A 25,523-nucleotide genomic window follows, 5' to 3' on the forward strand; every position below is an offset into this window, starting at 1 on the left:
GCCTAAGCGCGCAGCGTCCGCACAATTTGAGCGGCGCTTTCCTTCCAGGTGGGAAGCGGTCGCGCCGCCGCCACATCAGCCAACCGGCGCCACTGACCATCGTCGGTGAGCAGCCGTTGCAGGCCTTCGGTCCATGCTTCGAGATCGTTGGTCGGCAGTGGCACACAACCCCCTGCTTCCGTGTTTTCACGCAATACCGGCAGGTCCGAACACACACACGGGAGCCCGCGCCACAGCGCTTCAAGCACGGGCAGGCCGCACCCTTCCGCGATGGTGGGAAACACCACGGCCCGGGTCCGGGCCAACAGCCGGGCCAATACCTCGTCGGTGGCCGCCTCGTGAAAGTGGAATCCCGGACGCCGTTTCGTGATTTGCCGCATTTCCGCCGCGATCGGACGACCGAAATGAGGATTAACCCGGCCGACGATATGTAATTCGAAATCGCCGCCGCGCGCCCACATTTCCTCCGCGACCCGCAGCAAAAACGACTGGTTTTTCCGCGGCTCCACGATTCCCACACAGAGCAAGACCGGCGGCGGCACATCGTCCCGGCGGGGATGTCGCTTCGACCCATCGAAATCCGCCCCCAGTGGCAACGTGCTCACTGCCGCGCGGGCAGTCGTTCCCGCCCATTGCCAATACGACGTGAGGTCGTGTTTCACCGCATCGGAAATCGCGAAAACATGATCGAATTTCGCCAGCGCCATCATGTATCCCGGATGCCGGACGACCGAATGCGGCCACGTGATTTTGGGATGTTGCAGCGGTATCGCATCGGGGAACAACGCTGCCAACCGACAGGGCGGTCTTTCCAAAAAATCTCCGAACCCCGGCCGCTGAGCGACGTCGAAAGTTTCCGTGGTCAGATACCAGTCGTCGGGCTGCCACGGTGGATTGCTTTCGCCCCAGCGCACCAGCGTGACCGCGTCGCCCAATTCTTCGCTCAACCGTCGATTCACCCGCATGAGCCCCGACGCCTGCTTGGCTTTCGCCGACTTCGTAACGTCGAAATAGATCATGATTTCAGGGCGTTGAGGAAATGTTCGTGCAGTCTCGCGGCATTGCGATGCGCGTCGAAATTTTCTTCCGTCCACCTGCGGGCGGCATCTCGCAAGGTTTCAACCTGCGTATCATCCGTGGCGAGTCGTCGCATCGCCTCCACCCACCGATCGGGTTGACCCTCCGGCAGCACCAAGCCACTCACGTCGTGGCTGACGGCTTCAACCGTCGCTGCATTGGGCGAGGTCAACACCACCACGCCCGCCGCCATCGCCTCGGGAATCACGTTCGGCAAACCATCGCGGTCTCCGCTGGCCGCGATCACTCCCGTGTGCAGTAGCGCATCCGCCCAGGTCAAATTCTCCCACACCTCCGCTTGAGCCAAATGGCCGGTGAGCCGCACTCGATCGCCCAATTTGAATTCCCTGATCAGCGTTTCGATGCGCGCACGCTCCGGGCCCTCCCCGATGATCCGAGCCGAAAATGCGATGCTGGCGTCGCGCATCGCCGCGTAGATTTTCATCTGATGGTCGAGGCCTTTTTTAGCCACCAATCGTGCAATGCAGACCAGGCGCAATTCGGAGCGGTCGGCTCGCAGGGACTTGAACTCGGGGAAATGGGCCAACCCGCGCCGCACCACGTGCACCCGTTGCGGATCATGACCGCGCGCCACCAGTGACGCGCGCCCCATCTCTGTCGACGTGTGAATGAAACGGGCTTCCGTGAGTTTTTCATCCAACCACCAATCCCCGCCGTGTTCGTAGATATCGTAAGCGTGCGCCGCCGCCGTAAACGCCTGACCATTGAGACGGCGTAATATCCATGCCGCCGTGCAGGGGGCCCCGCCCCAGGCGCCATGCACGAGATCCGGCGGGTCGCGGCGAAACTCGCGATAGAACACCCCGGCAAACCCCGCCCCCAGCATGTTCTCCCAGAAATTCAGCCAGCTCGGCGCCCGCCGCGCCCAGAGCCCGCGCCACAGGACACCAAAAACATCCCACCGCGTCGCCGCCACCCATGGAATGATCCAAATCAATTCCAGCAGGCGCCACATGGAGAACTTGCGCACCGCGATGCCTGCAAAGTCGCCGCCGCCGCCAAAAAGTGAATACACCCGCAGGTTCAGTCCCTGCTCCTTCATCGCGATCACTTCGCGCTGAAGAAACGTCTCCGTGGCTTGGGGAAACGTCGTGAAGAGGTAGGCAATGGTTATCGGACGAGGCGGCACCGTCGCGACGTTGCTAGGTCTGCCCGGCACCGCCAAGCGATTTAAAGCGGCTAAATGGCCGCACCATTGCCACTGGCGAGGTCGACGGGAGGTTCACCGTTGTCACCATTGCGACGGGGAAACGGATACCGTTTCACCGTGAACCCCGATGCTTCCTCGGCCAACCCGACCAAGTCCGAAATCAACTCCGTCTGATCATCCGGGTAACGCATGTCCAAAAAGTCGTCCCGATAATGCTGATACGCTTCGGGAACCTCCATCCATTCATCAATCAAACGGGCGAAATCGTCGGCATCCTCGATCTTTTGCGACCGCGCCCCATTGCGGAAAAATTTCCAGGTCAACCGCTCCTGCGGCATGATGCCCTGAAAAGCATTGAACACGATCGGGCAGCCGAAATGAAGCGCCTTGGCACAACTGGTCGTGCCCCCGCGCGTCACGATCACATCGCTGACCTGCATCAGCTCATGCACCACGTCCGAAAATCCATCCAGATAGAGCGGCAGTTTGGGATGGTTGGAACGCCAGTGCACCAGCTCATTGTAGATCTCCTTGTTGCGGCCGCAGACCGCGATCACCTGCACTCGCCGGTGGTGCTTTTTGAGCGCCTCCAACAGCACCATGTGATTGTTGGCTCCGTTGGTGCCCGTCGCCAGAAAGATGGTGAAGCGATTGGCTTTGAGCCCCAATTGCTTGCGCAGGTAGGTCGACCGTTTCTCGGCCGGAATCACATCCATGACCGCTTTCGGACGCATCAGGTGTCCCCGCACGCTGGTCTTCTCCACCGGGATGCCGTGCTTCACCGCGAAATCACGAGCCGTGGCGGTGCGCGATACGTAGAGATCCACCGAGGGCTCGATCCAATTACGACTGTAACCCCACCCGCCGGAGAACTCCCCGCAATAGGTGGCGCAGCGCACATTCTCGCGACCCAAACGTTCGCGGGCGTATTGGAAATACCCGCGGTTCAAACAGTCGTGCACACTTAACACCAAGTGAGGCTGATACTCGTCGAGCACCTCGCGGTAGTAACCCCGACCAATGCTCACCCCCGATCGGTTCAGGTAACTCAGCGCCTCCACCGCCGTATAGAAAAACGTGTGGAGAAACGGCATGTGCACCTGAATCCAATTGTAGAGATTGACCCCGGAACGGCTCACCACCGAGGACTTTTCGAGCATCTGTTCGATGCGCACGTCCACCCCATGGCGATAGAGTTCAAAGCACCACTCCGCGAAAGCTTGCGCCCGAGCGTCGTGACCGCCGCCCGTGCTGGAAGTGAGGACCAGTATACGAAGTTTATTTTCCACTTAGGAGCTGAGTCCGAAATAACGCCAACGCACGGCGCGGGCCCACGCCAAAGGCACGAGACGTTCAAACAGTGGTGCCAGCGTGACCTGAAACCAATTTCCGGAACGCACGACTCCCCCGCGTCCGCGATGGATCGCCCGCCACAAATCGTCGGCGGCGCGTTCGGCCCCCGGCGCCGACGCCAAATGGCGTTCCAACGCGCGCCAAGCGGAGAGCTGACGCGGACTGGAACGCCCGGAAGGTTCGAGCAAGGGTGAGGATGGCATGGCTTGGTTGAAACCGGTGCGAAAATCACCCGGTCGGAAATCGATGACCGTGACTTCACTCCCCGCCGTTTCAATTAGCAAACTTTCGCTCAAAGCGCTCAGTCCCGCCTTGGCGACATTGTAGGCCGTCATATACGGCAATGGAAACTCCGTCGCCATGGAGGCAACATTGACCAGGGTGCCCCGGCTTCGCCCGGTCATATCGGCCAACTGCTGGTGGACCAAACTCAGGTTGGTCATCAACATGGCGTCGAGCTGGCGTCGCCACACCTCGGGCGGTGTCTCCACGAAACCGCCGAACACACCATAACCGGCGTTGTTCACCACAAGGTCAAAGCCCGCCGGAGTCTCGGCGCGGGCTTGCCGATAGACCTCCACCGCCGCCTCCGCCTGCTGCAGATCCAGCACCACGGGATGAAACTGCGCGCGATCTTTAAACGTCTCCTGCAAGCGCGAGCGATCCCGGGCCGTGCCCCATACCACAAAACCTTCCCGCAACAGTTTCTCCGTGATGGCGCGGCCGAGTCCCGCCGAAGCACCGGTCACAAACGCGGCGGGAGCTGGCGGAGCGACCGTCATGGCTTAGTTCGCCGACGGCACCGCCCGCAACACGAGGGCCACATTTGCGCCGCCAAAACCACTACTGTTGTTGATGACAATTTTCGGTCTCTCGTCGACCGTCTCCCGCAGAATATTGAGATCGGCCAAAGCCGGGTCCACCGCGGTGATATGCGCCGAGCCGGGGGTGAAGCCTTCCCGCATGGCCACCGCACAGAAGCCCGTTTCCATCGCGCCCGCCAACGACAGGCCGTGTCCGGTCAAGGCCTTGGTTGAACTGATCCCCGGACGGGCTCCGGACGGGTTGAACACCGTGCGGATCGCCTTGCCTTCGGATATGTCACCGATGGGGGTCGAGGTGGCGTGGGCGTTGATGTAATCGACGCTGGTCGGGTCCGCCTTCGCGCACTTGAGCGCCCGCTCCAATGCCCGCGCGAGACCGGTGCCTTCGGGATGGGAAATCGCCACATTGTGGCCGTCCGAAGCCTGGCCCCATCCCGCGACTTCACAGTAAGGCACAACGCCGCGACGTGCGACTTCCGCCTCACTCTCCAACACCAACACCGTCGCGCCTCCCGTGCCGACAAAACCATCCCGGCCGCGATCAAACGGCCGCGAGGCGGTGTTCGGATCCGGGTTGAGCGAAAGCGCCCGCATCCCGGCAAACGGTAAAATCGTCTCCACGTTGCCATCCTCCGCGCCGACCACAAACATCCGGTCCTGACGCCCCAGCATGATCTCATCATAAGCGTAACCGGCCGCGTGCGAGGAAGAGGCACAGGCCGAGGCAAAACCCGTGGAGGCGCCTTGGATCTTGAAATGGGCCACGAGATTAAACTGCACCGTGCCGGAAATCGATGCCACGATACCCAACGGCGAACACCGCATCACGCCCTGCTCGTGCATCTTGCGAACGTAGTGGGTGAGCAGATTGGGCGATCCCGCCGACGCGCCGAAAAGACCGGTGTTGGGGTTTGAAATATCCTCGGGCGCAAGTCCGGCGTCCTCGATCGCCTGCAACATCGCGCAATAGCTGTAAAGTCCGTGCGGGCCCATGCTGCGCAGGATCTCACGACGCACCCGGTAACGGCTCGGGTAAGTCCAGTCCTCCGGATCGAGGGACTCCGTGTCGAATCCCTTCACCGGGGCCGCGACTTTCACCGGGATCTTTTCGTCCGCAAACGGTGGATACTTCACCACGCCATGGCGCAAATGGCGCAAATTGTCGGCAACGCTCGGGGTGTCGTTGCCGATACTCGTAATGAAACCCAGTCCGGTTAGGAATACTTTCGACATGTTTTGGCGAGGGTGGGACTGGAAATCACCAGGAAGTCACAACCGGTAACCCGATTAACCCCAAGTTCATATCCAGCGGAATGACAGCTAAGCCCAACCGGGAAAGCGGGTCAACGCGAGGGAACGCGAATCTCGCTCCACTCGCAAATACGGGTCCGGGCAAGTGGGCTCAGGCGTTGACGGCCGCTGCCACCGGCGGGTGGGTATCGTCACGGTCGCTACCGGAGGAAGTCGTCGCGGCCTCGGCGGGCGCATTCTTCTTCGCGTCCGCATACGCAAACGTGAGCGTGATTTCCTCGGCCATGGCCGCTTTGTCCTGCCCCACGCGAATGGAACCTTCGAACGTCGCCAACGGCATCTTCGTGCGCTTGGGTTTGACCGACATCGAAAGCAAATCACCGGGTCGGCAAATGCGATGACACCGCACGCCTTCGCACGAGGTGAAGAAGATCTTGGTGCGATCGATGATCTTGCCTTCATCCGGCACGGCGCCTTCGAGAAGATAAAGCACCGCCAATTGACCGAGAGCCTCGAGCATGAGCGACGCCGGCATCACCGGGTTGTCCTTGAAGTGTCCCTGCAGGAAAAACTCCTGGCCCGTGATCTTGTATTTCCCCTGCGCACCGCTGCCGGCGATGGTGGCTTCGTTGAGGAAAAGAAACGGTGCCTGGATCGGCATCACGGATACAATCTCTTCGATCGGGAAAAATTTTGTCGGCTTGGGCGGCGGCAGGCCCCGCACCTTGCAATCGATGAAGACCTTGATGTCTCCCACCGTGCGCAAATTCCGGAGATCTTCATTGTTGATCTGCATCTGCAGCACGTCTTCGACCAGAATGACGATCTCCATCATCGTCAGGGAATCGATCCCGAGGTCTTCGACCAAGCGGAGTTCGTCGTCCGCCTCCTTGAGTTTGGGCCGCAAATCGGGCTCCACAAAGCGCTCAATCACACCGATAATCACGGCAGGCAAGTGACTGGCCTCCTGCGTCTTACGATAGGCGATGGCAGCCTCAATGGTCGCTGGCGAACACCTCTTGAGGGATTCGCGCAACGCAGACTCGTCTTCAACTGTAAACGGCTTTGCGGCCGCCTCCGGGGCGTCTGGGCCCGCTTGACCTTCGAGGTCTCCTTTAGGCATGGTTCACGGAAGTAAGATTTCGGGTTTTTGAATGTAAACGCTAATCTTGGTCCCCGGTTGACGAGCTTCTTCTCCGTTTTGTCGCCAAATTGAAACCGGTTGGTCACGCTTTAGTCATAGGGAGTCGGGGCATGGGTTCGCGCGACGTTTGATCAGTTGCCTTCATACCCATGCCTCGCCACAAGACCGTTTGATCCAATTTTTCGGCGCGGCGAATTCGCCGGCGAGCCATGAATACTTCTCCCTCTCAGAACACCGTTTTTCTTATCACGCACGAATTCTTCCCCAAGCGGGGCGGGATTGCGACGTTCACGGGAGAAATGGCCCGCGCTTCTGCGGCCCTCGGGTTGAACGTGGAGGTATGGGCTCAAAACGCCCCGCCTGAAAACGACGCCGAATGGCCCTTTCCCATTTGGCGGATGCCGTTGAAAGGCACCCACGATCTGACCTGCCAATTGCGACTGGCGGTCCAACTCATTCGCCGCCGCCGGGAACTGCGTAACGCGACGGTGTATCTGCCCGAACCGGGTCCCATGTTGACCCTGATGTTGCTGCAGCGTTTCAACACGTTTCGCCCCAAGCACCTCGTCCTGACATTTCACGGTTCGGAGGTGTTGAAGTTCCATCGCAATCCGTTGATTCGGCCGCTGGCCCGTCGCTTGATCCGCTACGCCAAGCGCATCAGCGTGCTATCCGGCTACACCCGCGACCTGTTGCTGACCCATTTCCCCGAGGCTCGCTCGAAGATCCTGCTCACGCCCGGTGCGCTCCGCTCCGACTTCGCCGTGGTGCCATCATCGTCCAATGGCGAGAAATCGAAAATCATCGTGCTCACGGTGGGCCGCCTGCATCCGCGCAAGGGACAACTCATCACCCTCGACGCGCTGCGAGCCCTGGCCCCCAAATTCCGAGGACTGATCGAGTATTGGATGGTCGGCTCCACCGCGAAGGAACACTACGAACACACCCTGCGCGCCGCCGCCGCCACATGCGATTTCCCGGTCCGCTTCTTCGGCGACATACCCGACGACGAACTGAGCGGAATCTACGAACGGGCGGATATCTTCGGCATGACCAGTGTTGACTATGGCAACAGTGTCGAGGGGTTCGGTCTGGTCTATCTGGAGGCGGCGGCGCACGGGTTGCCCGTGGTGGCGCACTCCGTCGGCGGCGTGGCCGAAGCGGTGGCCGACGGGAAAACCGGACTGCTCGTGCCCCCGCATCATCCGGCGCAATTAACCGCCGCATTTGAAAAACTCATCAGCGACGAAGTGCTGCGGCAACGACTCGGTTCGTCGGGTCGGGATTGGGCCCGACGCAACAATTGGTCACATTCGGCCAAACTCCTCTTCAACGAGGAACTCGAAAGCGCCTGAGATGACATTCCACGCCGCGCCGTTGACGCGATCGCCGTTGATCGAGATGGGTGGCTGATGCTCGAATCTCACTGCTCGATCCGCGTCCGCTACGCCGAAACGGACATGATGGGTATCGTCTATCATGGCAGCTACCTGCCGTGGCTGGAGGTGGGGCGCACCACGCTGTTGCGCGAACACGGATTCAACTACCGCGACATGGACGAAGCCGGTTATCGCCTGCCGGTCCTGGAGGTCGCGGTCAAATACCACCGCCCCGCGCTCTACGACGATGAAGTTACGATCCATACCGTGATCGATGAACTCCCGGGGTTGCGCATCAAAATCCGTTACCGTGTGCTCCGGGGCGAGGAGTTGCTGGTCACGGCCACCACCCAGCACGCCTTCATCGACCGGTCCGGTCGGCCCGTCCGCCCGCCCAGCGCATTCACTCGCGGCATGAAGGCCAAGTTTCAAGCCTGAGCGGATCGTGGCTCGAGCGGTGCGTCGTATTCCGCCAACACGAGCGGGTCGACTTCCATCGCGCGCAACGATGCCCACGGCGCGTCAGTCTGCAAAACTCGCAAGGCCCAGACCGCGTGTGCCCGCACCATGGCTTCGGCATGACGAGTCAAATCCACGAGCGCCGGCCCGCACTCCCGCGCCCCGGTATTGGCGGCCACGATACACGCATTGCGCAACAGACCGCGTAGTTTGAGCCGTTTGACCGCCGTGCCTTTGAATCCGACCGCGAAGCCCTCCGGCGTGAGCCGAAGAATCTCGGACAGGGAAAACTGCGCCAGTTCCGGTCTCGCTTCCAGCAGTCCCGAACGCGCCGTTTGCGCGAATCGATTCCACGGACAAACTTCGGCGCAAATATCACAGCCATAAATGCGGTCACCGATCCCGGTCCTCAGCTCCCGTGGAATGATACCTTTGTTCTCGATGGTCTGATAAGAAATACATCTTCGCGCATCCAATACTCCCGGCTCGGGCAACGCGTTCGTCGGGCAAGCATCCAGACAACGGGTGCAATTGCCGCATAGCGTGCCCACGGGTTCGGCTTCCACCCGCGCACTGACCGGCGCGTCGGGCGCGATCTCGACCCGGGTCATGATCGCCGCGAGAAACAACCAATTCCCGAACTCGCGCGAGATGAGCATCGCGTTTTTGCCCGTGAATCCCACCCCCGCGCGGGTCGCCCAACTGCGCTCCAACACGGGCCCCGTATCCACATAATAACGATAGTCGCGGCTCGTCACCCCCGCCCAGGATTCGATCGCTCGCCCGGCCGCCACGAGCCCCGGTTTGACCGTATCGTGGTAGTCGTTGTTCAGCGCGTAACGGGCCCACACGCCGGTCGACTGCCCGTCATCCCGCGACGGCAGGTCCCCCCCGTAATTCACCCCCAACATGATCATGGTCCGCGCGCCGTCGAGCACCTGCCGGGGGTCGCGTCGCTTCGCCGCACCGCGCTCGATCCACGCCATGTCGGCGTGACGCCCCGCCTCCAGCCAATCGTCCAAGGCATCGCTGCCGGGAGCATCGCCCGCCACCGCCGCAAAGCGCACGACGTCAAAACCGAACCCGTGCAACCGTGCCCGCAACGCCTCGCGATCAAGCCCCATGAGCGTGGGCCCAGTCCCTCGCCTCGCGGCGGTAGACCCGCATCACGTGCGAAATGATGTCACTGGTGGGTCGATGGTCGGTCAAAATCACCACATCAGCTCGTTTGTAGATCGGCTCGCGTTCCTTGTAGAGCGTCTGAATCCGCGCCATCGGGTCTTCGACATCGAGCAAGGGACGATTCTTGTTCGTCGAGGTCCGCCGGAGAATTGTCTCCCACGAGGCGTGCAAACAGACGACGACCCCTTTGGATTTGAGCAAATCCAACATGCCCGGCTGCACGACGAGTCCGCCCCCGCACGCCACCACGCTCTGACCGGCCGGATGTCCGGTCTCGATAAACTTCCGTTCCATTTGCCGAAAGGCCGCCTCGCCGTCGGTCGCAAAGATTTCCGATATCGGCCGGGCTTGGGCGTTCTCGATTTCGTGGTCGCTGTCGAAAAGTTGATACCGCAGTCGATATGCCACCGCGCGCCCGATGGTCGTCTTGCCCGTGCCCATGAAGCCGACGAGGTAGAGATTGGGTTGAGGTCCTGTGGGATCGGGGTCTCGCATCGGTTTGTCACCCAATATCTGGCGACATCGATTGCCAAACTCCAAAAAACTTCCCGCAGTGGGACTCCGCCATTTCGTGCGTTCACCTTTCGCCTCTTTCACTGATCGTCATGACTCAGCCTTTCGACTCCCACAAATTTGCCAGCGACAATACTTCCGGCATCTGTCCGGAGGCTTGGGCCTCTCTGGCCGAAGCCAATCGCGGCGACCTGCCCTCCTACGGCACCGACGATTGGACCAAGCGGGCCTGTGACCGCATTCGCGACATTTTCGAAAAACCCGAGGCCGAGATTTTCTTCGTCTTCAATGGCACGGCCGCCAACTCCCTCGCCCTCGCCTCCTTGTGCCAGAGTTTCCACAGCGTGGTGTGCCACGAGGTCGCCCACGTCGAAACCGACGAATGCGGCGCGCCGGAGTTTTTCTCCAACGGGACCAAAATCCTTACCGCCACCGGGACCAACGGCAAACTCACTCCCGCCTCCGTCGAGCAGGTGATCCGCAAGCGCACCGACATTCACTACCCGAAGGCTCGCGTGCTTTCGCTCACGCAATCGACCGAATGTGGCACCGTCTATTCGACGGCGGAGATCAAAGCGCTCAGCGCCGTCGCCCGCGAACACGGCCTGCTGGTGCACATGGACGGCGCCCGCTTCGCCAATGCCGCCGCCGTGCTGCAGGATCGCGACGGCAGCTCCCCGGCAGATTTCACCTGGCGCGCCGGGGTCGACGTGCTGTGTTTCGGTGGCACCAAAAACGGCATGAACACCTCGGAAGCCGTGGTCTTTTTCCGCCCGGAACTGGCCCACGAATTCGACTACCGGTGCAAACAAGCCGGCCAGCTTGCCTCCAAAATGCGCTATCTCAGCAGCCAATGGGTCGGCATGCTCTCGAACGACAACTGGCTCCGTCACGCCCGCCACGCCAACACCATGGCCTACCAACTCGGTGAAACGTTGCGCACTCGCTTCGGCCTCACTTACGCCGTCGAGCCCGAGGTCAACGCCGTGTTCGCCCCTTTGCCCGACGACATCGCCGCCGCCATGCAGGCGCGGGGCTGGCATTTCTATAATTTCATCGGCGCGCAGGGCTACCGCCTCATGTGTTCGTGGGACACCCAACAGGAGGATCTCGATCGCTTCGTCGCGGATTTGGCCGAAGAATATACATCGCGGGCGTGAACATTGCTCATAGTATGCGGCTTCCCTCCGTTCCGCCGATCGGCCCAACGTCCCACCCACTTTGAAATTTCGCATCACGCACACCACCCGTTACGTCTACGGTGCCCCGGTTTCGCTTTCGCCCCATCTGATCTATCTGCGCCCGCGCGAACATTCCCGCCAACACCTCCGGCGGTTCGACCTGCGCATCTCGCCCGATCCCATTCTCACGCGCGGCCAGGATCCCCTCGACAACGAGCTGTGGCAGGCCCGCTTTCCCGAGCTCACGGAGCGCATGGAGATCGAAAGCCAGGTCGAGGTGGAAAACACGGAATCCAACCCTTTCGATTTCGTGCTCAAGAGTTACGCGATTGAGTTTCCGTTCGAATATGAGCCGGTCTTCAAATTTGCCCTCGGACCCTACCTCGCCGTGCCTTTCGTAGACACCCAGCACGCCTTGAAACAATGGCTGGACGAACATTTCACCGATCGGCCCACCGGCACGGTTGATTTGCTCACGGCGTTTACCCGGTTGTTCTTCACCCACTTCACTTACGTGCGGCGCGATGAAATCGGTATCCAATCTTCGATCACGACGTTGCAAAAAGGATCCGGCGCCTGCCGGGATTTCGCCGTGTTGTTCATCGAACTGTGCCGCACCCTCGGTCTCGCCGCCCGCTTCGTGAGCGGCTACCTCTACGCTCCGCCCGGCGAGGACGAACGCACCGTCGGCGCCATGCACGCGTGGGTCGAGGTTTACCTGCCCGGGGCCGGTTGGCGGCCCATCGATCCGACCTCCGGAGTCTGGTGTGACGATCTGTTCATCGCCGTGGCCCACGCCGCCCAGGCCGAAACCGTCAATCCCGTTCAAGGCACCTACTACAGCAAGACGCCCGTCGACTCCCAAATGAACGTCAACGTCGTCATCGAACCACTCGACTAGATTCTTCGTCCCTTCCCCCGTATGTCCGCCGTTTCTCGACGCTCCCTGAACTCCACCGCCGCCGCCATCGCCTCATGCGGCCAAGCCGTTGAAGCCTCCCTGCAACGCACCGACGTCGCCATCACGATGGGCGGTGAGCCCACGTTTGTGCCGCTTCGTCCCGAAGGTGCGGAATGGGGCACGGCCGCGCTCGGACCGACCAAACTCGACTACGCCCGCCGCCTCGCCCACCGCTTGATCGCTCGCACCTATCCCGGGGCCGTCCTGCTCGAAACCTCCGGCAAACATTTTCCCGGCGAACCGCTGCCGCGTTGGACGCTGCTCCTGCAACGCCGCGCCGACGGAAAACCGATCTGGGAAAATCCGGCGCGCATGCGCTCCAGCCTCGAACCCGGCAGCCACAAACTCAGCCAGGCTCGCGCGGTTATCAAACACCTCGCGGGTTCACTCAACCTGCCGCCCGCGTGCATTCGTCCGCTCGCTCTGGGCAAGAAACCGGCCGGTTATGTGCTCCCCATCGATCACGAGGACGAGACCTGGCGCAGCGACGACTGGAGTCTCGATTTCGACGGTCCGATCCCTTTGTTCGAGGGTGACAGTTGCGCCGGTTTGCGTCTGCCGCTCGGCGAACTCGGCAAGGAGCGGCTGCGTCGCGCCCTCACTGTTGAAATCCGCGAGGGTTGCGTGGCTATTTTCATCCCGCCGTTGCTGACCGACGCCTATTTGGAGTTGCTCACCAAGATCGAGGCCGCCCTCGCCGCCCGGGAGCTGACCGAGGTCATCCTCGCCGGTTACGCGCCCCCTTCCGATCCCGCTATGCCGACGATCGGCTTCGCGTCCGACCCCGGCGTGTTGGAGATCAATCTCGCTCCATGCGCGACGTGGGCCGACTACGATCGCCAGCTGCACGACCTCTATGCAGCGGCCAAGGCCACCGGCCTCACCGCCCGCAAGCTGCAGTTCAACGGTCGCGAGACCGGCACCGGCGGCGGCGCGCACGTCGTCTTCGGTGGACCCGACGGACTGTATTCACCGTTCTTCGCGTTCCCGCATTTGCTGCCTTCGGTGATTCGTTATTTCCAGCATCATCCGGCGCTGAGCTTCGCCTTTACCGGCCTCTATATGGGTCCGAGTTCACAAGCGCCGCGGATCGACGAATCGACCTACGAAGCACTCTACGAACTCGAAATCGCCTGCGCCGGCGCCGAGAGCATGGGCTACCCGCCCAACCTGCCGCAGTTCGATTTGTTGTTCCGCGACCTGTTGATGGACCGCTCCGGCAACACTCACCGCGCCGAGATCAGCGTCGACAAACTCCACAATCCGTTCGCACCGAATGGTCGTCTGGGATTGGTCGAATTTCGCTCCTTCGAATCCCATCCCGACGCCAGCACCATGAGCCTCATCGGCCTGCTGCTCCGCGCTATCATGGCGCGGTTGGTCGGCGATCCTTTCAAAACACCGTTCGTCCGCTGGAGTGGTCAACTGCACGATCGTTTTCTCCTGCCGAGTTTCATCTGGGAAGACCTCCAAGCGGTGGTCGCCGACCTGAACGCACACGCCATTCCATTCGACGTCGAATGGCTGCGCGCCTTCTGGAAATGGCGTTTCCCCAAGATCGGTTCGTTCGACCTTTCTTACCAAGACGAAGACGGCAAACCGCAGGCCGCTTCGGTCACATTCCGCCAAGCCCTGGAAGCATGGCCGCTGCTCGGAGAGTCACCCAATGCCGGCACCGTTTCCCGGACCGTCGACTCGAGCATGGACCGCATCGAAGTCGCGGTCTCCGACCCGGCCTTGATCGAAAAAGGCCTGCTGCTCGCCAACGGTTATCCGTGCGAGTTTCTCTCCGCCGGTGATACCACGGCCGCCGGAATTCGCTTCCGCGCGTTTCATCTTTATCCGTCTCTTCACCCTCACGTTCCGGTGCACGCCCCGCTGATTTTGGAGTGGGTCGATCGGGCGACCTTCACGGTGATCGCCGCCGCGCGCTGGCATGTATGGGACGCCGACGACAAATCCTACAAGAAGCGTCCGACCAGCGAAAAAGCCGCCGCCAAACGCTTCGCGTCCCGCTGGGAAGACTGGCCTCACACGGTCGGCGAAACCCGCTGGATTCGCGAAATCGATTTCCCGCCCGAAGGAAAACACACTCTCGATCTGCGCCGCTACCCCGCCCAGTCGCGCGGTTAATCAGCGCGCGTCCGGCTCGCCTCAATCGCTTCGGCCAAAGTGTCGGCAAAGAGCTGCACGATCACGGTCCAGGTCAGTCCCTGCGCCGTGTCGCGCGCCGCCGCTCGCACCGCCGGCCAATTCGCCCGCTCGACCATGATTGCGGTCGCGCGACGCTTAAACGCAGCCTCGTCGTTCATCGGCACCAGATAACCGTTGGTGCCATCGCGCACGTGTTCGCGGGCTGCCGCATAATCGTAGCCCATCACCACCAACCCACTGGCCAGTCCTTCCGTGACCACGTTGCCAAACGTCTCGGTCACACTCGGGAACAGGAACACATCCGCCGAGGCATAGTGTGCCGCCAGATCCTCGCCGCGCCGCATGCCGGCGTAGTGATATTCCGGATGCTTCGCGCTCAACGGCGCCTTGGCCGGGCCATCGCCGACCAATACCAAACGCGCATCGGGCACGCTGGCACGCAGCGCTTCAAACGCCTCGACCGCCAATCCGATGTTTTTCTCCGCGGCCATGCGACCGACATGAATCACCACCGGATCATCCGGACCCGCGCCCCAGGACTCCCGCAATTTTTCGTCGCGGCGCGCCGGACTAAAAAGGTCCGTATCCACGCCGCGCGAAAGCACCCGCAGTCGCTCAAATCCATCGCCCTCCAATTCCGCCTGCATTTGGCGGGTCGGCACCATGGTGCAAAAACTCGCATTGTGAAACCATCGCATCCACGCCAGCGCGATGGACTTCAAAATACTCATCCCGTAGTGGGAGCCATACTGGTGGAAGTTGGTATGGTAACTCGAGGTCACCGGTAATTTAAGAGCGCGGGCCGCGCGCAGCGCCGACACTCCCAGCGGTCCTTCCGTGGCGATATGCACGATATCGGGCCGTTGCTGTTGCCAGCGGCGTTTCAGTTTCCGCGTGGCGGGCAGTCCCATACGCAGACTGCGGTAAAAAGGAATGGGCGCTCCGGGCACCACAAACTCCCCCGCCGGAGCCTTCGTCTGCGCCGTCTCCTGCACCTGACGCGGTCGGATCACTTCCACGTCGAAACCGCGTTCACGCAATCCGCCGACCAAGCGACCCAGGGTCATCGCCACGCCGTTCACCTCGGGCAAAAAGGTTTCGGTCACCAGAGTGATACGCACAGCCCCTTTCTCGTCGGCTCCGGCCCGGCGGCAAACGAATACTCCCGCCTCGGGTTACATTACCGAAAAATTGACCACTCTTTTCGCTATCGGGGCACTGCCCATCAAATCACCACTCCTCCCTTGTAAGCGCGCTCGAACTGGAGTTGGGTTCCCGCCCTCCCATGACTCCCGACGAATTTTGGACCAGTCAGGACGGCCAAATCCTGTCCGTGCGCCCCCAAGGCGATAACGAACCCGTGGCCCTGACGCTCGCTTTTTGGCCCCGCCATCCCTCCGAATTGGAGTTCATGACCGCTCACCTCGCGGATCTGAAGTTCACCGAACGCAGCACGCTCGCCCGTATCGGTATCGACATGCTCACGCAGGGTGAGCCCTCCCTCGATGGCAACCGCATCGTGATCGAGGCCGAAGCGTTCCTCTACGACCCCAGTTTCCCGCACGCGGACTACTGGCGCAAACTGCTCCGACTCGGCAGCCCTGTGGGCCGGTTGTTCCGGGCCCCCGCCACCGCCAAACTCACGACGGAAGAAATCTGGGAGCAAGTCCGCGCCAACACGTTGAAGTTGCCCAACACGATTTCGATCGATCGCGAGGGACGGGTTTTTCTCACGCCGCACCACGTCCGCTACACGCTCAAACCCGACCTCGATCGCCCGGCTTTCGAGCGTCTCGTCGCCGGCCACGCCGGCCGCACGTTTCTCGACAAGGTGCAGGTGCGCCACGCGGCCTCGCCACTCACCATTCCGCCCCGTTCCGGTGTGCTCACGAGCTGCTCCATGTATCTCAAAGAGCACTACGTCGTGCTCAATCAGGGGGCGGGAAACTTCGGCATCCACACCAGTGCCGTCCTGCTCGACCCGATAAAGACTTTCGGCACCAACATCATGTTGGAGATCTACAACCAGGGCGACCAACCGGTGGTCAATCCCATGGTGTCGGTGGAGATTTTCCGCGCTCCGGAAATCGACGGCACCCACCGCAAAGCGCTCACCGAAAAACGCGCCCGCCTGAGCAAGGGCGCGCGCGATGTTTACGAATGTCTCGATGCGCGGCCACCCCAGCCCAACGGAAACCATGCGCCCAAACCGCGTCTCCGGGTCACCGTCAAGGGGCAGCATGCCACCATGGCCAACGCTTCGCATTTCGTGCACGCCGGCCCCAACGGCGCGAGCCTGAGCAAGGCCATCGCGGCCGCCGGTGACAGCTGCGGTCACGCCACTCTCATCCAGGCGTTGGAACATGCGCCCGCCAACGCCGATACGCTCATCACGAGCTACTTTCCCAACCTGCTCGAACAGGTGGAACTGCTCGCCCGGCTGCCCGAACTCAAACTGCGGCGCATCGTGTTTCGCCACGCTTCGCGCACCCATGGGTTTTTCCTGTCGCACAACGCCCACGGTCGACTCGATACCTTGGACGCGCTCGGCATCGACGTGTATTGGTATGAGCCCCGGCTCGGTGATCTCTACCAACACACTTACAAAAAGAATCACGGCTTCTTCCTTAAAGAGGAACTGGGGCGGCGTTTCCAGGAATCGACGATTCTGGCGTTCTACGGCAGCGCGGTCGGTTTGTCCGACGAGCAGTCCGCGCGCATCACCCGACTCATTGACACCCTCACCGGTTACATGGGGCCCAATGTCGGCGTGATCACGGGCGGGGGCGGAGGCGTCATGGGACTGGCCTGCGAACAAGCCCGCTCGAAGGGTGCTCTCACGGGCGCTTGTTTCCTCGAACTCGAGGCCCAACCGCCCGAACTGGGCGTCGACTTCTTCAACACGTTTCAGGAGTCCTCCCGGCACTTCCGTCAAAAGTGGTTCGAGGTGGCCGATTTTTGCATCTTCAATGTCGGCGGGGTCGGCACGCTGGAGGAGATTGGCATCGAGTTGTGCAACTTGAAACTAGGGATCCGCCCCCGCGTGCCGTTCGTCTTTTTCGACGCCCGCTACTTCCGCGATTTGCGCAAACAACTCACGGCGATGATCCGCGCCGGGCGCGCCCCGGCGTGGATGCAGGAATACATTCTGTTCACCGACGATCCCGACGAGGTCGTCGCCTTCTACCGCGAGAAGCTGCAGGTATTGTAAATCGACCCACCCAGCGCCGTGATCCTGCGGCTAGGGAATCCGCGAATAAGTGTCGCTCTTGATCACCAGCGCTCCGACTTCGTTGCGGCGCACCACCACGTCATTGGAGGCGACCAGCACGATGCCGGCTTCGTTTTCACCGAAACGGTAGGAGACATTCTCGACCGCATCACCGATCCGACCGTCTCCCTCGACTCGGTAAATGATGAGGCGTTGGTTCTTGATTTCGTAGACATTCGCGTTCGCGGCGGACGTATTGGCGTAGCGTCCCGCGAACCGTGCATCGAGTTCCACGATCCGTTGGTGATCCGTGATCCACTCCAGATCGGCGGGACGCTCCTTGGTCCCAAAATCAGGCCACAGCAGAGCTCCCGCGATGCCCAATAAAAACACAAGCATCCACGGGGAGCGGAGCAACGCTCTCCCCTCGCTCTCCGCCGTGACGGGAGGGGGCGGGGCTTCACTTTCGGCCGCGGTTTCCACCACGGCGGGCGCCGGTGGTGGCTTGGATGACTCGTCTTCCACCACCCGCATGATCGGCTTTTTTTCGATCTCGAAGAGAATTTCGATAATCTCTTCCGGAGAGCGCCGCAGGGCGGGATTTTGCACTTCCGGAATCTGCACCGCGACCAAGGTGCGGCCGTTGTTGCGCACGATTAACTTGTGCTTGCCGCGTGTCATTCGCACTCGCGGATCGCCGTCCAACAGGTCGACCCCCGGGATGGCCGCGAGCGCAAGCAAACGCTCGCGCGCGACGTCTTCCGAAATCTCCACCGGCGCGACTTGGTGCTCCAGGACGACCGTGGCGCAATCTTCGCTCAGATCATGGGAGGAGAATAAAAGGGTCCGTTCGGCCATCGGGGATTACATTCGATCGGGAAGTGAACACGGCGAAAGCCCTGCGCTCCCGGGCAGGGTCGCGACCCTCAGTTGACCGCAAATCGGCCGGATGATGGGAAAGCGGAGAATTGCGGGTGAACTCATCGGGAAACTTCTGAATAAGTCGCCCCCGGGATACCGGAGCAACCCCTTCCTGTGATTTCGCCGTTGCCTGATTCGCGACAACGCAAACCGTGCCAGCATGCCAGATCGCCCCTCCCCCGTGAGCCTCCCTTCCTCCGTCCTCGTGGTCGGTGCCGGTGGCCGTGAACACGCGCTCGTGCGTGCCATCGCCGCTTCGCCCGCGTCGCCCCGTATCCTGGCGGCGCCCGGAAACCCGGGCATGGCGGCGGACGGCGCAGCGTGCCTGGCGGTGGCCGCCGACAACATCCCCGCCCTCGTCGATCTGGCCCAGCGCGAAAAGGTTGAATTCGTCGTCGTCGGCCCCGAGGTGCCGCTGGCCATGGGTCTGGTCGATGCGCTGCTCGCGGTCGGTATTCCCGCTTACGGTCCCAAGGCGGACGGCGGTGAGCTCGAAGCCTCCAAAATTCTCACCAAACAAATTCTGTTCAAATACGGCATCCCCACCGCGCCCGCCGGTATCTTTGAGGCAGTCGAGCCCGCTCTCGCCTACCTGCGGGAACGCGGCGCGCCCATCGTGGTCAAGGCCGACGGGCTCGCCGCCGGCAAGGGCGTGATCGTCGCCACCGCCCTCACCGAAGCCGAAGCCGCCGTGCGCGACATGCTCGAAGGCAACAAATTCGGGGCCAGTGGCTCGCGCGTGTTGATCGAGGATTGTTTAGCCGGCGAGGAGACTTCGATTCTCGTCGTCGTCTCCGGTTCGGATTACGTGATCCTGCCGACTTCGCAGGACCACAAACGTATTGGCGAAGGCGATACCGGCCCCAACACCGGCGGCATGGGCACCTACTCGCCCGCCGATGTGGTGACACCCGCGTTGTTCGACCAAATCGAACGCGAGATCGTTCGCCCATCCGTCGACGCCATCGCGAACGAGGGCATTGATTTTCGCGGCACGCTGTTCATCGGCATCATGCTGACGGCTGACGGTCCGTCCGTGCTCGAATACAATACCCGGTTCGGCGACCCGGAGACCCAGGTCGTGTTGCCGCGCCTCGGTTGCGATGTGCTTGAACTGTTGTGGCGGGCCTCACAAGGCAGCTTGGCCGGGTTCGATCTGGCCGTGCGTGAAGACTCCGCCGCGATGTGCGTGGTGATCGCGGCGGACGGTTATCCCGGGGCCTACGCCAAAGGCGATCCCATCTCGTTGCCCGAACCGCTCCCCTCGGGCGTGGCGGTCATTCAAGCCGGCACCGCCATGGATGAAGCCGGGCAGTTGGTCTCCGCCGGAGGTCGCGTGCTCGGGGTGACCGCGCTCGCGCCCACCTTGCGCGAAGCCGCCGATGCCGCTTATGCGACCTGCGAGGAAATCGGCATGGTCACCAAGGTGTTCCGGCGCGACATCGGGGCCCGCCAGTTCAATCGCCAATCATGAAGCGTTTCGTCGCAGTCCTGCTTGGCGCGGTCCATTTGGTCTCGCTGGCCATCGCGCAAGAGACCCGAATCACCGCCGACATCGTCTACGTGGCGGGCGTGGAAGGTTTGGCTGCGACCGGGGACTCCGCGCGAGCGACCGTCATCGATCTGCGTCATCGGGAGCCGGGTGCGTTGGTTTCTCCCGCGACCCTTTCAGAATCCGGCACACTGCGAATTGTGTTGGTCGGTGCCGCACATGCCGCCGACTGGTGCACCGCTCTCGCTCCTCGAGCGGCGGACGTGTTGATCATCGGTCCGAGCCATGCGAATGCGCCTCTCGACCTCACCGTTAAAATGAGCGACGACGCGATCACCGCGGCACTGCAGGCGTTGGCGGACGGCATGACCGCCGCCGAGCTCGCGATTCCAGCCATCACGAAAACGCGTTACGACGAATCCGCGCTGGTCCAACGTCACCTAGGTCAGCCCACGGAACCGGATGACGCCACCGACACGCGGGCTAGCGACGATGGAGCCGAAACGCCGCCGAGTGTCATCACGGACCCCATCTTGGAACGAGCCGTGCAGGTCATTCAAGGGCTTCGCGCCCTGAAACGGGCCTGAAGCGGATGGCCCTCCGATTCGCTTTTTCGGGCGTTCGCTTTTTCGGGCGTTCGCTCTTTCGTGACTTCACCTCTCCACCAACGCACTTAAAGCTCCTCCGCCATGGCCGATCAAGACACCGGACTCCTCCTCGCCGTTTGCACCGCCAACATTTGCCGCTCGCCCATGGTCGAGGCGCTGCTGGCTCATGCCTTGAAAGTGGAGACCGGGGCGCTCGCCAACCTCAAGGTGGCATCCGCCGGCGTCGCCGCTCGCAACGGAGATCCGGCCTCGGCCAATTCCGTCGAAGCGATGCGCAAGGTGGGATTGGACATCTCGGGTCACCGTAGTCAGGCGCTCACGGCGGAGCTATTGGAGCAGGCCACCGCGGTGTTCGTCATGACGGAAACGCATCGGGCCATCATTCAGGCGACCTTCGATCCCACTCCACGTAATGTGTTCTTATTGAGGGAGTTTATGCCGCGTGACGCCGACAAACAGATTGCCGATCCCTTCGGGGGTCCGCTGCCTCTTTATGAGGGTTGTCGAGACGAAATCGTCGAGTCGATCCCTTCGGTGATGGCGTTTCTGCGCAAGGAATTAGCCTGAGGTGCAATTTTCGGTTTGGGATTTTGCCGAATCGCACCTGAGATCCGCTCCTTTCATCCCATGCTAAACGCCGCTCCGCTCGCCACCCTCGACCCTGAAATTGCCGCAGCCATCGCGGCCGAACGTTCCCGCCAGGAGAGCCATATCGAGCTCATCGCGTCGGAGAACTTCACCTACCCCGCCGTCATCGAGGCGCAGGGCAGTGTGTTGACCAACAAATACGCCGAGGGCTACCCGGGTAAGCGTTGGTATGGCGGCTGCGAACAGGTCGACGTCGTGGAGACGCTCGCCATCGAGCGGGCCAAACAATTGTTTGGCGCGGAACACGCCAACGTCCAACCGCACTCCGGCTCGCAGGCGAACTTCGCCGTCTACACCGCCGTGCTCCAGCCGGGCGACAAAGTGCTCGGCATGAACCTCGCCCACGGCGGCCACCTCACGCATGGCAACCCGGCCAACTTTTCGGGCAAACTTTACCAGTTCGTGCAATACGGGGTGCGCGAAGACACGGGCCTCATCGACTACGACGAACTCGCGGCCGTCGCCGAGCAGGAGAAACCCAAGATGATCACGGTCGGGGCCTCGGCCTATTCGCGCGTGATTGACTTCGCCCGCATGGGCGAGATCGCCCGCTCCGTCGGCGCCTACCTGTTCGCCGACATCGCCCACATTGCCGGTCTCGTTGCCGCCGGGGTGCATCCCTCGCCCGTGCCGCACGCCGACTTTGTCACCACCACCACGCACAAGACGCTCCGGGGGCCACGCGGGGGATTAATTCTTTGCAAAGCGGAGCACGCCAAAGCGATCAACTCCGCCATGTTCCCGGGTGGTCAGGGTGGCCCGCTCATGCACGCGATCGCCGCCAAGGCCGTGTGTTTCGCCGAGGCGATGAAACCGGAGTTCAAGACCTACGCCGCCAACGTCGTGAAAAACTCGCAAGCCCTCGCCGCCGCAATGATCAAGCGGGGCTACAAAGTCGTATCCGGCGGCTCCGACAACCACTTGTTTCTGGTCGATCTGCGCGAAAACCTCCCCGATCTCACCGCCAAGAAGGCGCAGGAGACTCTCGATCGTGCGCACATCACGTGTAACAAAAACACCGTGCCGTTCGAAACACGTTCGCCGTTCCAGGCCTCGGGCATCCGTCTCGGTTCACCCGCCGTCACCACGCGGGGTCTGAACGAAGCCGACATGGACGAAATAGCCGCGTGCATCGACACGGTGCTGCGGGCCATCGATACCGATGGTTTGGAAGACGCGTTGGTCGCGGTCAAAAAACGCGTCGCCACTGTAACGGCCCGCTATCCGTTGCCCTACGCCGGGTAACAGCAAAGCGGCTTTACGGAGCCGAAATCGTCTGGAAGCCTCTGTTCAAAAGGGGCTTCCATAAACTCGATCAAATCCCTCCACTTCTCTACCCCGCTTTAACTCGATGAGCTTCGCATCGAAAACATCCCCCCCTGAAGAGGCGACTTCGAAGCGACTAAAGCACCGTGTGCTCACCACCGCGCTGCTGGCGGCGGGCATTTTCATCACCACGCTGTGGGCCAACCACGCCCGGGATCTGGATGAAGAAAACATCCGGACCAATTTTCGCGAACGAGCCACGTATCAATTCCACGCGTTGCAGGACAAGGTCCGCATCGTAGAGGACATCATCTACGGCCTACGCCGCGCCTTCCTCGCCCAGGACAACGTCACACGGGAAGAATTCACCCGGGTCTGCCTGGATATCACCTCCCGCTCCGGAAGCCTGCAATCGCTGCAGTGGGTCGAGCAGGTCGCCGGGGCAAATCGAGCCGCTTTCGAAACCGAGATGTCGGCCGAATACGGTTACCCGATCACGTTCAAACAACGGACTGGCGGCGGCTCGCTCACCACCGCCGATCAGCGCGATGAGTATCTCGTCATTCGATTCGCCGAACCCCTGCCCCAAAACGCCGTAGTCTTGGGTTACGACGTCTACACCGCCCCCACCGGACCCGCTTTGCACGAAGCCGCCATTACCGGAAAAATGGTGGTCAGCGAGCCGTTTCGCCTGGCTCAGGCTACCTCTCAAGATGAGGAGCGTGGTATCATTTTCATTCTCCCGGTCTTAACCAACGACGTCGATCAACCCGAGCTACGCGGTTTCGTGCAGGGCGTATTTCGGGTCAGCCAAATGTTCGCCGACACCAACCACGAGGCCATCGACCCGGCCCTGCACGTTTACTACCTGGATGAGGACGCCGCCCCCGCCGATCGCATCCTGTTTTCGTGCTGTGATTCAACCTCCCACAAAACCCGGGAGGATATCGAAAACCACGACCACGCCAATGTCATCAACCATGCCTTGGTCGTGGGCGATCGACGTTGGCGCTACCTCGCCCTGATGGATGAGACATGGCGGGAAAGCCAGCGCTCCTCCCAGGCCAGCACCATTCGCGTCGCCGGCGTGGCGTTGAGTGTGCTGGCCGCCCTCCTGCTGGCCAACTTTCTGCGCCGTTCCCGCGTCGTGGAGCATATGGTCGACGAACGGACCGAGGATCTCCGCACCAATCAGGCGGAGCTGCGAGCCATCGTCGACAACAGTCCCAACGCGATTTGGATCAAAGACACCGCCGGGAAATATCTGCTGGTCAATCGCCGGTTCTGCGAAATCTATCAACGCTCGCCCGAGGAAATCATCGGCCGGGGCGACGACATCATCTACCCCGATCGGCAGGTAAAGGCGTTTTCGGAAGAAGATGAAAAGGCGCTCCAGAGCAACGACCACATCGTGGTGGAGGGGGACTACGATATTTCCGGGGAAATGCGCTCCTACTATACGGTGAAATTTCCCGTGCGGCGCGAGGACGGGGAGTTTTTCGGCATCGGCGGCATCGCCACCGATGTCACCAGCATCAAAATCGTCGAACGCCAGCTCGCCGAAACGCAAAAACTGGAAAGCCTGGGGGTTTTGGCCGGGGGCATCGCCCACGATTTCAACAACCTTCTCACCGGCGTGCTGGGCAATGCCTCGCTGATCGCCCTCGAGTTTCCAGCCGAAACCGAAACCGGCGAATCGGCGCGCGAAATCGAAAATGCCGCCCGCCGCGCCGCCGAACTGTGTCGTCAGATGCTCGCCTACTCCGGCCGCGGCAGCTACGTGCTCGAAGGCCTCGACGTCAGTCATGTGACTCGCGATCTCGTGCCACTGTTGCACACTTCAATCGCCAAAAAAACCCAACTCACCCTGGATTTGGCGGACGGATTGCCGGTGATCGAAGCCGACCCATCGCAGGTGCGGCAAATCATCATGAATCTGGTGATCAACGCGAGCGAAGCCTTGCCCGAAACCGGCGGCGTTGTGCGGGTGTCAACCAGCGTGGAAGCGATGACCTCCCGCCAACTTAAGCACGCCATCGGAAATCCCGACCTCCCCTCGGGTCGTTACGTCCGGTTCAGTGTGCACGACCATGGCACCGGCATCAGTCCGGCTGATTTGTCCCGCATCTTCGAACCCTTCTTTTCCACGAAGTTCACGGGGCGCGGGTTGGGCCTCTCCGCCGTGCTCGGCATCGTGCGCAGTCATCGGGGGGCCTTGCTGGTCGACTCGAAGCTGGGCGAAGGCACCAAGTTCGACCTCTATCTGCCCGAGTTCAGCGACCCTCAACCGTCGCCCAACGTGCCCGCCGCCGAATCCCGGTCACCCTTTGTTGCTTTTGCCGGTTCGAATTTGCTCGTCGTCGAGGATGAGCCGGTCGTGCAACAACTCATCACTCGGGTGCTCACGACCGCCCTGGCTCGATTCACTCTCGCCGTGGATGGCACGCAAGCGCTGGAGAAGTTCACTCCCCTCGTCTTCGACCTCGTGATCCTGGATCTCACCATGCCCGGTCGCTCGGGACGAGAAGTCCTCGCGCTCATCCGTCAGCAACAACCCGATGTGCGCGTGCTCATGATCAGCGGCTATTCGGTCGAGGAAGCCTCCGCCACGTGTTCAGAGCAGCAACCCAATGGATTCCTGCAAAAACCGTTCAATTCGGATCAGTTGTTTAAAGCCATCGCCGCGATTTTGCCCTCGTCCTAGCGAAGTAATACCTCGCCGACGGAT

21 protein-coding genes are annotated in these 25,523 nt (G+C 61.5%); 11 read left to right on the top strand and 10 right to left on the bottom strand.

Annotated elements, in window-relative coordinates:
- Positions 1-2 precede the first annotated feature (2 nt).
- The 6 genes from PXH66_RS11215 to PXH66_RS11240 form a co-directional block, all read right to left on the bottom strand.
- Complete coding sequence (locus PXH66_RS11215; RefSeq protein ID WP_330931574.1) at positions 3-1,019, bottom strand: glycosyltransferase; 1,017 nt, start codon at positions 1,017-1,019, stop codon at positions 3-5.
- A complete protein-coding gene (locus PXH66_RS11220) occupies positions 1,016-2,257 on the bottom strand; it encodes a glycosyltransferase (RefSeq protein ID WP_330931575.1) in 1,242 nt (413 codons plus the stop codon). Before PXH66_RS11220 ends, PXH66_RS11215 begins: the two co-directional genes overlap by 4 nt.
- Positions 2,258-2,277: 20 nt before the next feature.
- Positions 2,278-3,537, bottom strand: a complete 1,260-nt coding sequence (locus PXH66_RS11225) for a glycosyltransferase (RefSeq protein WP_330931576.1) — start codon at positions 3,535-3,537, stop codon at positions 2,278-2,280.
- Positions 3,538-4,383, bottom strand: coding sequence for an SDR family NAD(P)-dependent oxidoreductase (locus PXH66_RS11230; protein ID WP_330931577.1), 846 nt, complete (start codon positions 4,381-4,383; stop codon positions 3,538-3,540). It lies immediately after the preceding gene.
- A gap of 3 nt (positions 4,384-4,386) precedes the next feature.
- Positions 4,387-5,658, bottom strand: a complete 1,272-nt coding sequence (locus PXH66_RS11235; protein WP_330931578.1) for a beta-ketoacyl-[acyl-carrier-protein] synthase family protein — start codon at positions 5,656-5,658, stop codon at positions 4,387-4,389.
- Between the two features lie 169 nt (positions 5,659-5,827).
- Positions 5,828-6,799, bottom strand: coding sequence for an ApeI family dehydratase (locus PXH66_RS11240; RefSeq protein ID WP_330931579.1), 972 nt, complete (start codon positions 6,797-6,799; stop codon positions 5,828-5,830).
- Positions 6,800-7,029: 230 nt separating this feature from the next.
- On the opposite strand from PXH66_RS11240, the gene PXH66_RS11245 reads away from it, so the two are divergent.
- Positions 7,030-8,175 carry a glycosyltransferase family 4 protein gene (locus tag PXH66_RS11245; protein WP_330931580.1) on the top strand — a complete coding sequence of 382 codons (1,146 nt, stop codon included), beginning with the start codon at positions 7,030-7,032 and terminating at the stop codon, positions 8,173-8,175.
- 57 nt (positions 8,176-8,232) lie between these two features.
- Positions 8,233-8,637: an acyl-CoA thioesterase gene (locus PXH66_RS11250; RefSeq protein ID WP_330931581.1), complete on the top strand. Its 405-nt coding sequence runs from the start codon at positions 8,233-8,235 to the stop codon at positions 8,635-8,637.
- Here the strand turns inward: PXH66_RS11250 and queG are convergent.
- Together queG and PXH66_RS11260 are read right to left on the bottom strand one after the other, a co-directional pair.
- Positions 8,628-9,782 (bottom strand): tRNA epoxyqueuosine(34) reductase QueG, encoded by a 1,155-nt coding sequence (queG, locus tag PXH66_RS11255; protein ID WP_330931582.1) that lies wholly within the window; start codon positions 9,780-9,782, stop codon positions 8,628-8,630. The two genes, PXH66_RS11250 and queG, sit on opposite strands and share 10 nt — an antisense overlap.
- Entirely contained in the window at positions 9,772-10,335 is a 564-nt protein-coding gene (locus tag PXH66_RS11260; protein ID WP_330931583.1) for a shikimate kinase, read from the bottom strand. The genes queG and PXH66_RS11260 overlap by 11 nt, the downstream gene beginning before the upstream one ends.
- 110 nt (positions 10,336-10,445) lie before the next feature.
- Between PXH66_RS11260 and PXH66_RS11265 the strand changes: the two genes are divergently transcribed.
- The 3 genes from PXH66_RS11265 (at position 10,446) to PXH66_RS11275 (ending at position 14,628) form a co-directional block, all read left to right on the top strand.
- The gene (locus PXH66_RS11265) at positions 10,446-11,513 is read left to right on the top strand and encodes a threonine aldolase family protein (RefSeq protein ID WP_330931584.1); all 1,068 of its coding nucleotides are present in this window, start codon (positions 10,446-10,448) and stop codon (positions 11,511-11,513) included.
- A 61-nt stretch (positions 11,514-11,574) separates the two neighbouring features.
- A complete protein-coding gene (locus tag PXH66_RS11270) occupies positions 11,575-12,435 on the top strand; it encodes a transglutaminase family protein (protein WP_330931585.1) in 861 nt (286 codons plus the stop codon).
- Positions 12,436-12,456: 21 nt separating this feature from the next.
- Entirely contained in the window at positions 12,457-14,628 is a 2,172-nt protein-coding gene (locus PXH66_RS11275) for a transglutaminase family protein (RefSeq protein ID WP_330931586.1), read from the top strand.
- Here the strand turns inward: PXH66_RS11275 and PXH66_RS11280 are convergent.
- On the bottom strand, positions 14,625-15,770 hold the full coding sequence (locus PXH66_RS11280; protein WP_330932367.1) for a glycosyltransferase family 4 protein: 1,146 nt from the start codon (positions 15,768-15,770) through the stop codon (positions 14,625-14,627). The genes PXH66_RS11275 and PXH66_RS11280 overlap by 4 nt on opposite strands.
- 164 nt (positions 15,771-15,934) lie before the next feature.
- Here PXH66_RS11280 and PXH66_RS11285 point away from each other — a divergent pair, with 164 nt between their 5' ends.
- Positions 15,935-17,860, top strand: coding sequence for an LOG family protein (locus PXH66_RS11285; protein ID WP_330931588.1), 1,926 nt, complete (start codon positions 15,935-15,937; stop codon positions 17,858-17,860).
- A 30-nt stretch (positions 17,861-17,890) separates the two neighbouring features.
- On the opposite strand, the gene PXH66_RS11290 is transcribed toward PXH66_RS11285, so the two are convergent.
- Positions 17,891-18,718 carry a hypothetical protein gene (locus PXH66_RS11290; protein ID WP_330931589.1) on the bottom strand — a complete coding sequence of 276 codons (828 nt, stop codon included), beginning with the start codon at positions 18,716-18,718 and terminating at the stop codon, positions 17,891-17,893.
- Between the two features lie 223 nt (positions 18,719-18,941).
- Between PXH66_RS11290 and purD the strand changes: the two genes are divergently transcribed.
- The 5 genes from purD to PXH66_RS11315 all read left to right on the top strand — a co-directional run bounded on the left by purD (position 18,942) and on the right by PXH66_RS11315 (position 25,499).
- Positions 18,942-20,255: a phosphoribosylamine--glycine ligase gene (gene purD / locus PXH66_RS11295; RefSeq protein WP_425609091.1), complete on the top strand. Its 1,314-nt coding sequence runs from the start codon at positions 18,942-18,944 to the stop codon at positions 20,253-20,255.
- The gene (locus tag PXH66_RS11300; protein ID WP_330931591.1) at positions 20,252-20,860 is read left to right on the top strand and encodes a hypothetical protein; all 609 of its coding nucleotides are present in this window, start codon (positions 20,252-20,254) and stop codon (positions 20,858-20,860) included. The genes purD and PXH66_RS11300 overlap by 4 nt, the downstream gene beginning before the upstream one ends.
- Positions 20,861-20,962: 102 nt before the next feature.
- Positions 20,963-21,448 (top strand): arsenate reductase/protein-tyrosine-phosphatase family protein, encoded by a 486-nt coding sequence (locus PXH66_RS11305; protein ID WP_330931592.1) that lies wholly within the window; start codon positions 20,963-20,965, stop codon positions 21,446-21,448.
- A gap of 60 nt (positions 21,449-21,508) precedes the next feature.
- Positions 21,509-22,774 carry a serine hydroxymethyltransferase gene (gene glyA, locus PXH66_RS11310; protein WP_330931593.1) on the top strand — a complete coding sequence of 422 codons (1,266 nt, stop codon included), beginning with the start codon at positions 21,509-21,511 and terminating at the stop codon, positions 22,772-22,774.
- A 106-nt stretch (positions 22,775-22,880) separates the two neighbouring features.
- Positions 22,881-25,499 (top strand): CHASE domain-containing protein, encoded by a 2,619-nt coding sequence (locus PXH66_RS11315; protein WP_330931594.1) that lies wholly within the window; start codon positions 22,881-22,883, stop codon positions 25,497-25,499.
- Positions 25,500-25,523: the final 24 nt, after the last annotated feature.

The organism is Synoicihabitans lomoniglobus (assembly GCF_029023725.1).
GTDB lineage: Bacteria > Verrucomicrobiota > Verrucomicrobiia > Opitutales > Opitutaceae > Actomonas > Actomonas lomonigloba.